Annotated in this window: 10 protein-coding genes and 2 pseudogenes; 5 read left to right on the plus strand and 7 right to left on the minus strand. The window is 60.0% G+C overall.

What is annotated here, in order from left to right; genetic code table 11:
- Positions 1-92 precede the first annotated feature (92 nt).
- On the plus strand, positions 93-818 hold the full coding sequence (locus QP941_RS07110) for a TIGR02391 family protein (RefSeq protein WP_284868506.1): 726 nt from the start codon (positions 93-95) through the stop codon (positions 816-818).
- A 916-nt stretch (positions 819-1,734) separates the two neighbouring features.
- On the opposite strand, the gene QP941_RS07115 is transcribed toward QP941_RS07110, so the two are convergent.
- The 5 genes from QP941_RS07115 to betA all read right to left on the minus strand — a co-directional run bounded on the left by QP941_RS07115 (position 1,735) and on the right by betA (position 6,643).
- Positions 1,735-3,627, minus strand: a complete 1,893-nt coding sequence (locus QP941_RS07115) for a heavy metal translocating P-type ATPase (protein WP_284868507.1) — start codon at positions 3,625-3,627, stop codon at positions 1,735-1,737.
- Complete coding sequence (gene cmtR, locus QP941_RS07120; RefSeq protein WP_284868508.1) at positions 3,624-3,983, minus strand: Cd(II)/Pb(II)-sensing metalloregulatory transcriptional regulator CmtR; 360 nt, start codon at positions 3,981-3,983, stop codon at positions 3,624-3,626. Before cmtR ends, QP941_RS07115 begins: the two co-directional genes overlap by 4 nt.
- A 113-nt stretch (positions 3,984-4,096) precedes the next feature.
- Entirely contained in the window at positions 4,097-4,306 is a 210-nt protein-coding gene (locus tag QP941_RS11670) for a hypothetical protein (protein WP_284868509.1), read from the minus strand.
- Positions 4,307-4,559: 253 nt separating this feature from the next.
- Positions 4,560-4,688, minus strand: coding sequence for a chemotaxis protein (locus QP941_RS07130; RefSeq protein WP_284868510.1), 129 nt, complete (start codon positions 4,686-4,688; stop codon positions 4,560-4,562).
- Positions 4,689-4,867: 179 nt separating this feature from the next.
- Complete coding sequence (gene betA / locus QP941_RS07135; RefSeq protein WP_225746137.1) at positions 4,868-6,643, minus strand: choline dehydrogenase; 1,776 nt, start codon at positions 6,641-6,643, stop codon at positions 4,868-4,870.
- Between the two features lie 333 nt (positions 6,644-6,976).
- On the opposite strand from betA, the gene betT reads away from it, so the two are divergent.
- From betT to QP941_RS07150, 3 genes and pseudogenes are all read left to right on the plus strand, one after another.
- Positions 6,977-9,226: a choline BCCT transporter BetT gene (gene betT, locus QP941_RS07140; RefSeq protein ID WP_284868511.1), complete on the plus strand. Its 2,250-nt coding sequence runs from the start codon at positions 6,977-6,979 to the stop codon at positions 9,224-9,226.
- Between the two features lie 45 nt (positions 9,227-9,271).
- The gene (locus QP941_RS07145; protein WP_284868512.1) at positions 9,272-10,849 is read left to right on the plus strand and encodes an aldehyde dehydrogenase family protein; all 1,578 of its coding nucleotides are present in this window, start codon (positions 9,272-9,274) and stop codon (positions 10,847-10,849) included.
- Between the two features lie 149 nt (positions 10,850-10,998).
- A pseudogene (locus QP941_RS07150) lies at positions 10,999-12,295 on the plus strand (IS3 family transposase).
- 239 nt (positions 12,296-12,534) lie between these two features.
- Here QP941_RS07150 and QP941_RS07155 read toward each other — a convergent pair.
- Positions 12,535-13,080, minus strand: a complete 546-nt coding sequence (locus QP941_RS07155; protein WP_284868514.1) for an NADPH-dependent FMN reductase — start codon at positions 13,078-13,080, stop codon at positions 12,535-12,537.
- Positions 13,081-13,118: 38 nt separating this feature from the next.
- Positions 13,119-13,809: pseudogene (locus QP941_RS07160) on the minus strand (alpha-ketoglutarate-dependent dioxygenase AlkB).
- A gap of 189 nt (positions 13,810-13,998) precedes the next feature.
- Here QP941_RS07160 and QP941_RS07165 point away from each other — a divergent pair.
- Positions 13,999-14,430 (plus strand): MepB family protein, encoded by a 432-nt coding sequence (locus QP941_RS07165; RefSeq protein WP_284868516.1) that lies wholly within the window; start codon positions 13,999-14,001, stop codon positions 14,428-14,430.
- Positions 14,431-14,493 lie beyond the last annotated feature (63 nt).

Below are 14,493 nucleotides of genomic sequence, written 5' to 3' on the forward strand. Positions count from 1 at the left end.
TCAGCGCGCCTGCAACAATGCGGGGTGTTTCTGGTGGGGGCATCAGACCAGTTCTCTCCGGCCATGTCAGCCCCATACGTCATAATGGAGGTATGGCCGAGCTGGACCCCGAGTGGGCGATCAATGAGATAGACGCGTTCCTGCAAGTCACAGCGAAGGTAGTCCCCGACATGGGCCCGGGCATCGCCTACCTTGGAACCGTTATGAGTGGATCGCCGACTGAGGCTGCGGCACGCGCCCATGTCGTTGAAATGATCCTTGACCGAGTGCTTCCCGGGTGGAAACAAAGACTCCCGGTCCAGGACAAGGAGTATAGCTGGCTGAGGGGTCAAGCGGCCCGGGCCAAGACAGCGCTTGAACGTCGGTCTGAACTCGCTGAAAAGCTCGGAGAGAATACGCCAGACTTAGATGCAGCCAATCTGCATCCGTGGGCGTGGGAAAATGGCAAGGGTTACTGGAATCACGGACACTACCATCAAGCCGTGATGCAGGCTGCCATCCGCGTCAATGCAGAGACCCAAGCGAAACTGAACCGCCTAGACGTATCTGAAACAGCACTTTTCAACGAGGCGTTTTCACTCCATGATCCGAAACGTAATGCGCCGCGCCTTCGGCTTATGGAAAATGATGGCAGTAAGACGTTTGAGAACCTGCATCGGGGCGCCCGCGCCTTTGCAGAGGGCTTGTACGCGGCTATCCGCAATCCCGGGATGCATGTTCCACACGACGGTGGTGAGGAGCAAGTCGCGTTGGAGCAGCTCGCGGCTTTCAGCCTATTGGCTCGCTGGGTTGATAAGGCTACCGTCCTGGAGGGGTGACAACATCGGTTTACGGGATAGCAGTCCGCTTGAGCGAAGGATGTGGGGAGCACGAACGCCTGTAATGGAGGTGCCGGGTGCTCAGTCAGCAAGGCCGTCCAGGACCATCGCCGTAGTTTTGTGCAAGGTTAACGCCAGCGACTGGGCTGGGTCCAAGAATGAATCTCGCACACGTTAAACTGCGCCGACACTCTGTGGAGTTCAAATTAAACGTGTAACGCGGGGCGTTGATGACGCTTCGCGTTATTGGGGGTAGGTTGAAGCGCGGCCTGTTCGTTCGCCGACGCGGCCGCCGCCGGATTCTCGGCGGCGATTCCGGCCCGAACCTCGGGGACATCCCCCCATCTTCAATAACTTTAGTGAGCACGACCACGACCATCTGATCTGGTGCGCTGGTTTTCGTTCGGCTCTCGGTCTATTCCGCCACCTCATGCGCGGCCGCGAAACCGCGGTGAAGAATCTGCATCTAGTCGGTTACGGCAACTGGAACGGCGAGGGCTCGGCAACGCTGATGAGGGTGGGGTCCTTTGTCAAACACACTGCCCAGGTAGTCGCAGGCTGTGTCGATGAGACTCGGCGACACTCCGAATGGATGTCCGCGGTATCAAGGCCGCTGAACTATTCAAGTTGCAGGACGTAAAGAGTCTCGCGGTGACGCTTGGTCCCTGAGCAAGTTCGATCCTTCCACGATCTGCGCTGGAGACGCCGAGCGCTCGGGGCCCTTGACCGGCTGGGGCACGTGCCGGGGGTGGCTCGCCCACAGCCCCCGTGCCCACACGCACCGAGAAGGGACAGATCACCGAGTACGATCCCGATTCCACGGAGACGGACCGTAAACTCGAATGACGTGCCTGGCCCAAGGTGTGTCCGCTCGGCGTGTGTGGTTTAACCCTTATGAGACTTGCCGGTCACAGCCTCAGTGCTTCGCTTGCGCAGCCCGCAGGCCGTTCAAGATCACGATCACTTCGGCGACCTCGTGAACCAACACGACGGCGGCCAGGCCCAGCACGCCGCTGATCGCCAGTGGCAACAACACGATGATGATGGCCAGAGACAGCACGATGTTCTGGTTGATGATCCGGCTTCCTCGGCGGGCGTGCTGCAGCGCCTTCGGGATTAGCCGGAGGTCGTGGCCGGTGAAGGCGACGTCAGCGGACTCGATCGCGGCGTCAGAGCCGGTCGCTCCCATCGCTATGCCCACCGTCGCGCCCGCCAGTGCCGGCGCGTCGTTGATGCCGTCGCCGATCATCGCTGTCGACGTCTTGGAGGAGAATTCGGCGACGATGCTTGCCTTGTCCTCAGGGCGCAGCTCGGCGCGCACGTCGTTGATTCCGGCGATTCCAGCCAGCGCCCGGGCGGTGCGAGTGTTGTCGCCGGTGAGCATGCTTACTTCCACGTCGTTGGCGTGCAGGGCCTGCACGGCTTCGGGCACCTCGGGCCGCAACTCGTCGCGGACCCCGATCGCCCCGGCGAGAGCGTCATCGACGGTGACCAGGACGCAGGTCTGGCCCTCGGACTCCATGCGCTCAACGTCTGCTTTCAGTAGCCCGGCGTCGATCCATCGGGGGCTGCCCACCAGCACCCGTCGGCCTTCGACGGTGCCGCCGATGCCATGCCCAGCTTCCTCGCTGATGTCCGAGGCGGTGGGCGCTTCGGGCCCCGCTGCCGCGATCGCCGCAGCGAGGGGGTGTGTCGATTGCTGCTCAACTGCTGCCGCGAAGGAAAGCACCTGCGGCCGATCGAATCCGTCTGCCGGGACCACTCCGGTAACCTCAGGCTGGTTGCGGGTAAGGGTTCCGGTTTTGTCCACTGCCAGGTGACGGATGCCGCCGAGTCGCTCGAACGCCGCGCCGGACTTGATGACCACTCCGAACTGGCTGGCCGCGCCGATCGCGGCCACGACCGTCAGCGGCACGGAGATTGCCAGCGCGCACGGCGACGCTGCGACCAGGACTACCAGCGCACGGGTGATCCACGTCTCAGGGTCGCCCAGCAGCGAGCCGATCACGCCGACCAGCACCGCCAGGATCATCACCCCGGGCACTAGGGGTTGGGCAATCCGGTCGGCGATCCGGGCGCGGTCGCCCTTTTCCGCCTGCGCTTGCTCGACTAGGTCCACGAGTGTGGTCAGCGAGTTGTCCGTTCCAGCTGCGGTCGTCTCGACCTCCAGCACCCCGGCGGAGTTGATCGCTCCCGCAGGCACTTCGTCGCCGGGCGCAACCTCCTCCGGAATGGATTCTCCGGTGATCGCTGAGGTGTCAAGGCTGGAGCGCCCGGACCGAATGATGCCGTCCGTGGCGATCCGCTCCCCGGGGCGCACGAGCATTAGCTCGCCAACCTCGAGGTCCTTCGCTTCGACCTCGGCCGCTGTGCCGTCGCGCAGCACCGTCGCGGTCTGCGGTACCAGCTTCAACAGCGCCCGCAGTCCGCCTTGGGCCCGGTCCATCGCCTTGTCTTCCAGTGCCTCGGCGATCGAGTACAGGAACGCTAGCGCCGCGGCCTCTCCGACGAATCCGAGGATCACCGCGCCGACCGCGCTGATCGTCATTAGCAAGCCAATGCCGAGCTTGCGCTTCGTGACAAGGTTTCGGATCGCTCCAGGCGCGAACGTGTAAGCGCCCAACAGCAGGCCAACCCAATACAGTACCGTCGCGGGCGTCTCCAAGTCGGACCAGTCCAGCGCCAGTCCTGTTATGAGGGCTACGCCGGAGAAGATCGGCAGCAGTAGCTCAGGGTCCTTCCACCATGGCCGATCGAGCTCGTCAATCTCCGTGCCGGTTTCGTGTTCGCATCCACATGCTGAACTCATGCGTTCGTTCCTTTCTCGCCGCAGTCGGGCACCGAGCACTCAGTGTCGATACAGGGGGCATTCTCGTCGACGGCCAGTGTCGCGTTGACTAGCGCTTCGAGCGCTGCCGCGAGGTGGGGATCGGCGATTTCGTAGCGGGTCTTGCGGCCCTCCGGCTCAGCGACGACAATGCCACAATCGCGCAGGCAGGATAGGTGGTTCGAGACGTTCGAGCGGGTCAGATCCAAGCTTTGCGCGAGCACGGCCGGGTAGCTCGGACCGTCTAGTAGGGTTAGCAGGATTCGGGAGCGCGTCGGATCAGCCATGGCCCGGCCGAGCCGGTTCATGACGTCGAGGCGCGAAGCAATAGTCAGCATATGCTGAACTATACAGTGTGCGGTGAACTATTTAAAATGGGCTGAACTAACAGTCACGCGAAAGTCCTGCGACCTGCAAGTATTAGTCGATGGGATAGGCGATGACTGGTCCTTCACGGTTCGGCTGCCAACAACGAGGGGGCGACGTGGGCGGCGAAATTCTCCAGAATCTTCACGTGAATGTCCACACCCACCCCTGTGGGGATGGTGATGAACAGGGTGTCGGCGGACATGACGGCGGCGTCGGTGCGGCCAGCGACACTGACACCAGGTTCTCCATCAAGGGCTAGACACTCACGGACATTGCGTACGGGTCGAACCACACGTAGCGAAGCTTTCTAATAGCCAAATGACTAACTCTTTTCGCTGGTATCCGGGAATGATACTTCCTTGAAGTCGGCGGTGTTGGCTACCCCACGTACGAAGTACTGGAACTGCTGCTTGGAAACCACTTTGGTCTACGAAGCCATAGCCTTCAAGCTACATCGCAGGAAAATTCCATTTCACGGTCAGTATGGGCCTTTTGCAGTTGGTTAATTCGAAATTCGTTCACCATCTCCTTAGCCACCCGCACGATTAACGCGGTGTTTCGCCATCTTCACGCGAGGCAAGCAGCTCCTTCAAATGCGCATCGATGTCATCGAGCTTTTTAACAACCGCAACGGCGAAAACGATACTAATGACTACAGCGATAATGCTGAGCATCACTGTCCTCCTTTACTCTGGCGCTTCATTACATTGGCCCTGATTCCTTGCCAGGCGATTAAACCATGGTTCTGGTCAGGCGGAAGGGTGCGCGGTGGGAAAGGGGGACGTCGGCAAGCAAAAGCGCCGCGCCCCAAGGATGGGAAACGCGGCGCTAGAGCAATCCAGCGGGATGGTGCTTAGTGGTCAGCGCCCTGGATGGAGTGCTTGTGATCGCGGACTGCTTCGCCCTCAGCGTAGAGCGGCATATCCTGCTTAGCCTTGTACCACTCGGCGTGGTTCGGCTCGAGCGGGGTGCGGCCGGCGATGAGGTCGGCAGCCTTCTCGCCCACCATCATGGTTGGGGAGTAGATATTGCCGTTGGTCACGGACGGGAAGACGGAGGCATCCGCAATGTAGAGGCCCTCAACGCCCCACACGCCCATGGTGTCCGGGTTAACCACGGCCATCGGATCGGACTCCGCGCCCATCTTGGCGGTGCAGGATGGGTGCAGCGCGGTCTCGCCATCGTTGCGGACCCATTCCAAGATCTCTTCATCGGTCTGGACATCCGGGCCCGGGCTGAACTCGCGGGCGCCGACCTCTTCCATGGCCTTGGTATCCAGCAGGGAGCGGGCAACGCGCACGGCCTCAACCCACTCGCGGCGGTCCTGGTCGGTCTTCAGGTAGTTGAAGAGGATAGACGGCTTGTCGTGGATATCGGCGCTCTTGATGTGAACGTGGCCCTTAGTATCGGAGAACATCGGACCCACGTGCCACTGGAAGCCGTGCTTGACGTCCGCCTTCTGGCCGTCGTAACGCACGGCCATCGGCAGGAAGTGGAACATGAGGTTCGGGTAATCCTCATTTTCATTGGAGCGCACGAAGCCGCCGCCCTCGAAGTGGGAGGTAGCAACCGGGCCCTTGTGGGTCAGCAGCCACTGCAGGCCCATGAACGGCCAGCGCCACTTATCCAGGTAAGGCTGGGAGGAAGCGGTGGACTTGGTGGTCTCATACTGGATGTAGACCTCAAGGTGGTCCTGCAGGTTCTCGCCCACACCCGGCAGGTGCTTGACGACGTCAATTCCGTGCTTCTCCAGAATCTCACGGTCACCAATGCCGGAAATCTCCAGCAGCTGCGGGGTATTGATGGCGCCAGCGGACAGGACGATCTTCTCGGCGTACACGCGGTGAACGCCACCCTGCCACTCATACTCAACGCCGACGGCCTTCTGGCCCTCGAAGAGGATCTTGGTGGTGAACGCGCGGGTACGGATCTCGAGGTTCTCGCGATCCATGTTGGGGTACAGGTAAGCGCGGGCAGCGGACCAACGCTTGCCGTTCTTAATATTGCGGTCGAACGGCGCGAAGCCCTCCTGGCGGTAACCGTTGACGTCATTGGTCAGGTTGTAGCCGGCCTCCTGCACGGACTTGAACAGGGCCTGGAAGAGCTCGGAGGTAGCCGGGCCGCGGGAGAGGTACAGCGGGCCATCGTGACCACGGCGCGGATCGTTCGGCTCGGCCGCAGCGGCGGTCTCCATGCGGTTGAAGTACGGCAGGCAGTGGGCGAAGTCCCAGTTTTCCATGCCTGGGTTCTGGCCCCACTTCTCGTAGTCCATCGGGTTACCGCGCTGGTAGATCATGCCGTTGATGGAGGAAGAACCACCGAGGACCTTGCCGCGGGCGTGGTAGACGCGGCGGCCGTTCATCTCCGGCTCCGGATCGGACTCGTACATCCAGTCGTAGTTCTTTGCACCAATCGGGAAAGAGAAGCCGGATGGCATGTGGATGAACAGATCCCACAGGGAATCTGGGCGTCCGGCCTCGAGGACCAGCACGCGGGTGTTCTTGTCTTCGGTCAGGCGTGCGGCGATGACGGAGCCTGCGGAGCCACCGCCAACGACGACTACGTCGCTTACTTCATCGGTGACCTTCTTAGCGGAGCGCTTCTTGGTCAGCTTGTCCATAAAACCCATAAATCCCCTTCTTTCTGTGAAATATTTCACACGTCAAGATTGCCCCACCGGAAGTGAAAATATTGTAATTTATACAAAAGTCTGCATTTATTCACATCGCCTTATGTGCGGGCACTACCTCCAGAATACACATCCCTCTAGAAGTTTGCCCATCTTAATGTATATTTACCTTGTCCGGATGGATGTCTCTGGAGATGAAATCCGAAGTCTTTGCGCATAGTTCGCCCGAATATGATTCATTTCACTCACCTATCTCTCCCTGCGATCTTGTGAGCATTTTGGGGCACCCGTGCGAAAGATTCGGCCCAAACCAACCAACAATAGGAGAAGTAGATGGCTAACTTTGACCCTCACGATCCTGAGGAGTCTCACACTTCAAGTAAAGCCCCCCAAGAAGGGGGTAAAAACACCTCTCTCGCAACCCCCTCTGGAGAGCCCAAGAAGCGCAGTCCGCGCTACCAAGTCCGCGCCCTCGTCGGCAGCTACAAGGCCGAAACCGGCGATGCCGTAGGCGCAGATCAGGTCCCTGCTCCCAAGACAAACTGGCCGGTATTTATCATCTCTGGCGTCCTCATTATTGCCATGGCGCTCTATGCTGGGCTCGGCCGCGATTCCGCGGCAGAAACCCTCGCCAGTGTGACCGGCTGGATCGGCCACAACCTTGGCTGGTTCTATGTCCTCACCGCCACCATCGCCGTGGTCTTCGTGCTCTATATTGCCTTTTCCAATGCCGGCAATATCCGCCTCGGACCGGACCACTCGCGGCCAAAATTCAATACCTTCTCCTGGGCGTCCATGCTCTTTGCCGCTGGCATCGGCGTGGACCTCATGTTCTTCGCCGTGGCCGAGCCGGTCACCATGTATATGCAGCCACCGGTCGGGGACGGCGAGACCATGGAGGCCGCCAAGGAAGCCGTGGTTTATGCCATGTTCCACTATGGCCTCACCGGCTGGGCGCTTTATGCCCTTATGGGCATGGCCTTTGGCTACTTTGCCTACCGCCTGAACATGCCGCTGGCTATCCGTTCCGCGCTCTATCCGCTCATCGGCAAGCGCGTGCACGGCCCTATCGGTTCCGCGGTGGATATCGCGGCCATGCTGGGCACCGTCTTCGGCGTGACCGCCTCCCTGGGCATCGGCGTGGTGCAGCTGTCCTATGGCTTCCACCTCATCTTCGGCATCGAGCAGGGCCTGGGCCTGCAGTCCGCCCTCATTATCATTGCGGTGGCCATTGCCACGCTGTCGGCCGTATCCGGCGTCGATAAGGGCATTCGCTTCCTCTCCGAGCTCAACGTCTATCTGGCCATCGCGCTGATGGTCTACGTCGTGGTCTTTGGCAAGACCGCCTACCTCTTCGATGCCATCGTGACCAATATCGGTGACTACGTTGCAAAGTTCCCGTCTTGGACCATGGAAACCTTCGCCTTTGCCGATGACCAGGCCACCGTGGATACCTGGATGCAGTCCTGGACCCTCTTCTTCTGGGCATGGTGGATCGCCTGGGCTACCTTCGTCGGCCTCTTCCTGGCCCGCATCTCCCGCGGCCGCACCCTGCGCCAGTTCATCTTCGGCACCCTGACCTTCCCGTTCCTGTTCATCCTGATGTGGATGTCCTTCTTCGGTAACACTGCCTTGGACATGGTCCGCTCCGGTGACTACCCCGAGTTCGCCGAAAACGCGATCAACGTGCCGGAACAGGGCTTCTACGACATGCTGCACGAGTTCCCAGGCTCCGGCATCGTCATCTTCTTGACCACCTTCATCGGACTGCTGCTCTACATCACCTCGGCCGACTCCGGCGCGCTGGTGATGTCCAACTTCACCTCCCGCATTACCGATAACCGCCAGGATGGCGCGCGCTGGCTGCGCATCTTCTGGTCCGTCACCGTGGGCGCGCTGACCCTGGCACTGCTGCAGATCGACGGCATCGCCACCGTGCAGTCCGCGACCGTCGTGATGGGCCTGCCCTTCGCGTTCGTGGTCTACCTCATCATGTTCTCCCTGTGGAAGTCCCTGCGCCTGGAAAACGTCCAGCGCGAGGCCCGCACCACCGCTATGCACGGCGTGATTTCCTCCCGCACCGAGCGCGAGCCTTCGGATTCCAACCTATGGAAGAATCGCCTCGACCGCGCCAATACCTACCCCTCCAAGCAGGAGATGGATACCTACCTGCGCGAAACCGCTACCTACGCCCTCGAGCAGGTGGCAACGCACATGCGCACTCGCGGCTACGATGCCCTCTTGCTCACCAGCGAGCTTCCCGACGTCGAACTTCCCCAGCTCGACCTCGAAGTTAAGCTGCACAATGAACGCATGTTTCGCTACCAGCTCTTCCCAGTCGCGGCCGAGCGCCCCGACTTCAGCACAGGCGAGGGCGATGAGTACTACCGCCTCGAGGTCTACGATATGACCGGTTCGCTGGGCTATGACGTCTACGGCTATTCCGAGAACCAGATCATCAACAACGTGCTGGACCTTTACGAGCGTCACCTGGCCTTCCTTTACATGCAGCAGACCCAGCCGGGCGATTCCGATGTCTCCGATGGCGCCGAGCCCGAGCGCACCTGGCGCGAAGATAGCTAAGCTGGCCAGTACAACTACCTCTATGAGAGAAAGGTTGCTTTTCACTTGAGCACCCAGAACACTTTGTTCGACCCCACCCAGACCGAGCTGCTGAAGGGCGTGCATGCCGACGGCGCCCCGAAGTCCCTGTTCATCAACGGTAAGTGGGAAGCCGCCCAGAGCGGCGAGACCCGTACCATCATCTGCCCGGCCGATGGCTCCACCGTCGGCCTGGTTTCCGAGGCCTCCGACGAGGACACCGAGCGTGCCATCAAGGTTGCACGTGAAACCTTCGACAACGGCGAATGGGCCAATACGCCGGCTGCCGAGCGCGGCAAGCTCGTCATCCGCGTGGCCGATTTCATCCGCGAGCACAAGGAACTTTTCGCACAGGCCGAGTCCGCCGATACCGGCAAGCGCTACGAGGAATCCCTGGGCGATATGGATGACATCGCCAACGCCTTCGAGTTCTTCGGCACCCTGGCCCAGCACCAGGCCGGCCGCGTAGTCGACCCGCAGGATCCCAACCTGCGCTCGCGCATCGACGCCGAGCCCGTTGGCGTCTGCGGCCTGATTACCCCGTGGAACTACCCGCTGCTGCAGGTCTCCTGGAAGGTCGGCCCGGCCCTAGCCGCCGGCAATACCTTCGTCCTCAAGCAGGCGGAGCTCACCCCGCACACCGCCATGCTGCTCATGGCCGCCCTTAAGGAATGCGGCCTGCCGGACGGCGTGGGCAACCTCATCACCGGCGCCGGCGCTAACTGCGGCAACCCGCTGTCCCAGCACCCAGACGTGGACATGGTCTCCTTCACCGGTGGCCTGGTCACCGGCAAGATCATCGCCAAGAATGCAGCCGAGACCGTCAAGCGCACCGCGCTCGAACTCGGTGGCAAGAACCCGAACGTCATCTTTGCCGATGCCGACTTCGACGTCGCCGTGGACAACGCCCTCAATGGCGCCTTCTTCCACTCCGGCCAGGTCTGCTCCGCAGGCTCCCGCATCGTCGTGGAAGAGTCCCTCCACGATAAGTTCGTCGACGCCTTGGTAGAGCGCGCCAATAAAATCAAGATCGGCGGCCCGACCGATGAAAAGGCCGAGACTGGCCCGCTCATCTCTGCCGAGCACCGCGAGAAGGTCGCCGCCTACGTAGACAAGGCACGCGAGCAGGGCGCCAAGATCCTCACCGGTGGCCGCGCCGCCACCAGCAAGGACACCAACGGCCAGCACGGCACCGGCACCACCGACCTGGGCGCCGGCGTCTACTACCTGCCAACCATCATTGATGGCGCTACCCGCGAGATGGATTGCGTGCACGACGAGGCCTTCGGTCCGACCGTGACCATCGAGACCTTCACCACCGAGGAGGAGGCCATCGCCATCGCCAACGACACCGAGTACGGCCTGGCTGGCGCCGTCTACACTTCCGACGCCGGCCGCGCCGAGCGCGTTGCCCGCGCCCTGCGCCACGGCACCATCTGGATCAACGACTTCCACCCGTACCTGCCGCAGGCAGAGTGGGGCGGCTACAAGCAGTCCGGCAACGGCCGCGAGCTTGGCCCCACCGGCTTGGCTGAGTACCAGGAGCACAAGCACGTGTACCAGAACCTCTCCCCTGCCGCTTGGGATCAGTTCGGCCTGCAGTAACTAAACCGGCCACCTAGCATTCAGCCCCCGCGCTCATCGTGTGAACTGCTCCCCATTAGTTGGACTGAGAAATCAGTTTCCGATTAGTGGGGAGTAGTTTTCATTGAGAGCTCGAAGTTTGGTGAGTGAGCATCAGCGGGAGCAGTTGGTTGAACTATTTGAGCAAGGCGTGGGCTATCGTGCCGCTGCTACTGCTCTTGGTGTCTCCACATACGCCGCCCGTATGCTCTGTCGTCGGTTTAAGCTGCATGGCAGACTATGTCTTGTGGAAAAACCGACTAAGCAGCAGTATTCGTTCGAAATCAAGACCGAAGTTGTCCAACGCCACCTTTCTGGTGAGACAGCGATGGATCTTGCGCGCGAGTTTGGCCTGTCATCAGAGCACTTGGTCGGCGGATGGTCGAGGAAATGGCGTAAAGGTGGCGATGAGGCACTAAAACCGAAGCCGAAGGGCAGGCCCAAGGGTTCGGGCACGCCGAAGCCGCTTTCGGAGGAAGCGAAGCTGCGTCGCCAGATCGCGCGGTTGGAAGCGGAAAACGCATATCTAAAAAAATTGCGGGACTTGAGGAATCAGGGACACGCCTGAAGGTCCAGGCGATTGTCATCCTCAAGTCACGGCATCGTCTGCAATACCTTTTGGATGCGGCCGGCATGGCACGGTCGACATTCTTCTATCACCAGAAACGACTCAGCGATCCGGATAAGCACGCTGCGCTCAAAGACGCGATCCGGGGAAGCTTCGAGCGCAACAAGTATCGCTACGGCTACCGACGAGTGCTACTTGACCTGCGCAACCAGGGGTGGGTGGTCAATCACAAGCTCGTCTACAAACTCATGCGCGAGATGGGGCTTCGAGCCAAGGTCCGCCAGCGCAGGCCATATGTTTCTTATAACGGGACGATCAGCCACATTGCCGACAACACACTTGACCGCAAGTTCACTCCAGATAAGCCAAATACCGTCTTTGTTAGCGACGTCACCGAGTTCAGGGTCGCAGGCCGCAAGGTCTACCTGTCACCGGTGATGGATCTGTTCGACCGTTCAATCGTTGCCCACACCGTGGCTACATCGCCGTCGACAACGTTTACCGCCGATTCTTTAACTAAAACGATTAAAACGTGTGCGCCTGAGCCTGGGTGGATGATGCACACCGATCAAGGTTTCCAGTACCAGCATTCGTCCTGGCGCAACCTCATTCATGACAACGGCGGTGTTCAGTCAATGTCGCGTAAAGCCAACTGTTACGACAACGCGGTCATGGAGAACTTCTTCGGGCACTTAAAAACCGAGATGTACCACGGAGAAGTCTTCGACACCGTCGCAGAGTTCAACCAGGCCATCGACGAGTACATCCAGTGGTACAACACCGAACGCATCCAACAACGACTCAAGGGTCTGACCCCGATGCAATATCGAAATCAGACCCTTGAAGCCCTAACCGCCTAGAATTAAACCAGTCCAACTTTCGGGGGCCAGTTCAGTGAGCAGCGGGGGCTGAATTTTTGTATGAGGCCAACTTCCGGCCACGTTATCGGCCTTGTTCACCTACCAAGCGGGCCACAACGTGGCCGCTGTGTAGTTCCCAGATGCACAACAGGCACATAGCGGCGATTCCGCGGCAGGAAATCTACGAAACGTGCTTGTTTCGCACGCAGCGCCACACCCTAGGCGCCAGCGCGCACTGACTACGCGGAAAGGGCGTCTTCCAGCTCAGCCAGCAGGGAATTGGTGCGCTCCACCTTGAAATCTGCGGGGCGGAACTCGCCATCGGCCCAGTCGGTGAAGAAACCAAAATCCAGCTGGTTGCGCAGCTGCGGCATGGAGAAGTTCACCACGATGGTGCGCCATGCTTCCACGCCGCGGATTGCCCCGGCGGGGCCGTAGCCTGCAAACGCAACCGGCTTGCCGGCCCACTCTGCGGCCAAGCAGTCGAAGGCGTTCTTGAACGGGCCCGGCACGGAGCGGTTGTACTCCGGGGTGACAAAGACGAAGCCATCGCAAGCATCGACCGCATCGGACCATGCCTGGACCTTCTCATCCGCGTACTGCTTATTGGCGGCAGCCGGTACAACTTCGGTGGTCAGGACCGGAATATCGAATTCCTTGAGGTCCAGCAGGGTGTACTCCACGCCGTCCTTGCGGCCCTGGGCCAGGTCATAGAGCCACTCCCCCACTTCCTTGCCGGCGGCTTTATCGCGGGTGCTGCCGATGATGATGCCAATGCGAGACATGAGAGAACCTTCTTTCCTTCAAGCTTTATGTAACACCTCTAGCCTACCGCCCGTGCCGAAACTTGTCTGATGGTGATGTTGATACGTCCCTCCGTCAGCCCGCACCCCTCCGGCAGCGTGTCATCGTTTACGCGCACTACCCCGTGGTAAGCAAAGCGCTTTGGGCCACCAAAGACCACCAAATCACCACTACATAGCGTGATATCGTCCCACGGCCGCGTGCGCGCCTCGGTATGCCCCATACGGAAAAGTGCCTCATCCCCAATGGAAAGCGAAATCACCGGGGCGGGCGATTCCTCAGAATCATCCACGTGCATGCCCATCGCCGATCCCGGCGGGTAGTAATTCACGAGTGCCATCTCCGGCACAAAGGTCTCCACCCACGGTTCCAGCTCGGGTGCTACCTCGGCCGCGGCGCGCAGTGCCCCCCGGCGTAATCTGCCGCAGACTCTCCGGCACCGGCGGAACCCGCGTGCCGTCCATATTGTCCACATACCGATAGCTGGGATAATGCCAATACCTGCCCAGATGCAGCTGAAATACGCTCATCTGCCCGCCCGATTTCAGCCGCGGGCGCACCATTGCCATCGGCGTAGCCGCGTACTCGCGCGCAATGCCGCGCATTTCCTCTACCAAAGCCTTTTGCTTATCAACGCCCACCCATCCCGGCACATGCCCCACCCCCGGAGCTACACGCACGCTCGGCCGCGGGAGCGAATCAAAAAGCATGACCTCACCCTAACCCCCAGCACCCCGATAAATCGATCCAGAACTTTCCTTCGACAAGGCCCAGAATGCGTTTAAGATCAATCGGACCCAGCCCTGGACACTTCAAACAGCGTGGGGAATTTGTTGCCCTCCGCCGCTTTCCTTAAGCTTCAAATTTGGACGAAAGTAGCTGTATACATCGCGTAGAAAATGAAGTTTGACTCCTTTTACCAATTCATGACGGCCTTTAATTTAGAGGGCACCATCAATGAAACAAGTGATAATGCGAATTATGAATCGGGAATAGCCGAGTTGGGAGCTAAAACCTGGCATGTTCGCACAGCACGCACCACGCCTTCTAAGCCGGGGGCCTTTGTAGCATTCTGGCAACGCAACCATGAAGGGGAACCCGTGCCTTTTGAAGATTCTTCCTGCGGCGACGGTCTCCTAGTCTTTGTGATTCAAGGAGATCACCGAGGTGTGTTTCAATTTAGCAATCAAGATTTGCAACGTCTCGGTATTACCTCCGGAGCAGCCCCAGGAAAGAGAGGGTTTAGGGTATATCCACCATGGTGTGAGGGGCTGAACTCCAACGCTTTAAAGACTCAAGAGCAGCAACAGGGATCGTTTACAGAATTCTGATTTGTGTGTACACAAGCAAGTCGATCACATCTGCACACCCAGCACGCAGAAGGGTGGTAAACG

This window comes from Corynebacterium sp. MSK150 (genome assembly GCF_030229215.1).
In the GTDB taxonomy this organism is placed as follows: Bacteria; Actinomycetota; Actinomycetes; order Mycobacteriales; family Mycobacteriaceae; genus Corynebacterium.

What these genes read in the sequence shown, in the direction of transcription:
- QP941_RS07165 (WP_284868516.1), top strand. Translation starts at nt 13,999, where the DNA reads ATGAAGTTTGACTCCTTTTACCAATTCATGACGGCCTTTAATTTAGAG.
- QP941_RS07110 (WP_284868506.1), top strand. Translation starts at nt 93, where the DNA reads ATGGCCGAGCTGGACCCCGAGTGGGCGATCAATGAGATAGACGCGTTC.
- QP941_RS07155 (WP_284868514.1), bottom strand. Translation starts at nt 13,080, where the DNA reads ATGTCTCGCATTGGCATCATCATCGGCAGCACCCGCGATAAAGCCGCC.
- betA (WP_225746137.1), bottom strand. Translation starts at nt 6,643, where the DNA reads ATGGGTTTTATGGACAAGCTGACCAAGAAGCGCTCCGCTAAGAAGGTC.
- QP941_RS07115 (WP_284868507.1), bottom strand. Translation starts at nt 3,627, where the DNA reads ATGAGTTCAGCATGTGGATGCGAACACGAAACCGGCACGGAGATTGAC.
- cmtR (WP_284868508.1), bottom strand. Translation starts at nt 3,983, where the DNA reads ATGCTGACTATTGCTTCGCGCCTCGACGTCATGAACCGGCTCGGCCGG.
- QP941_RS07130 (WP_284868510.1), bottom strand. Translation starts at nt 4,688, where the DNA reads ATGCTCAGCATTATCGCTGTAGTCATTAGTATCGTTTTCGCCGTTGCG.
- betT (WP_284868511.1), top strand. Translation starts at nt 6,977, where the DNA reads ATGGCTAACTTTGACCCTCACGATCCTGAGGAGTCTCACACTTCAAGT.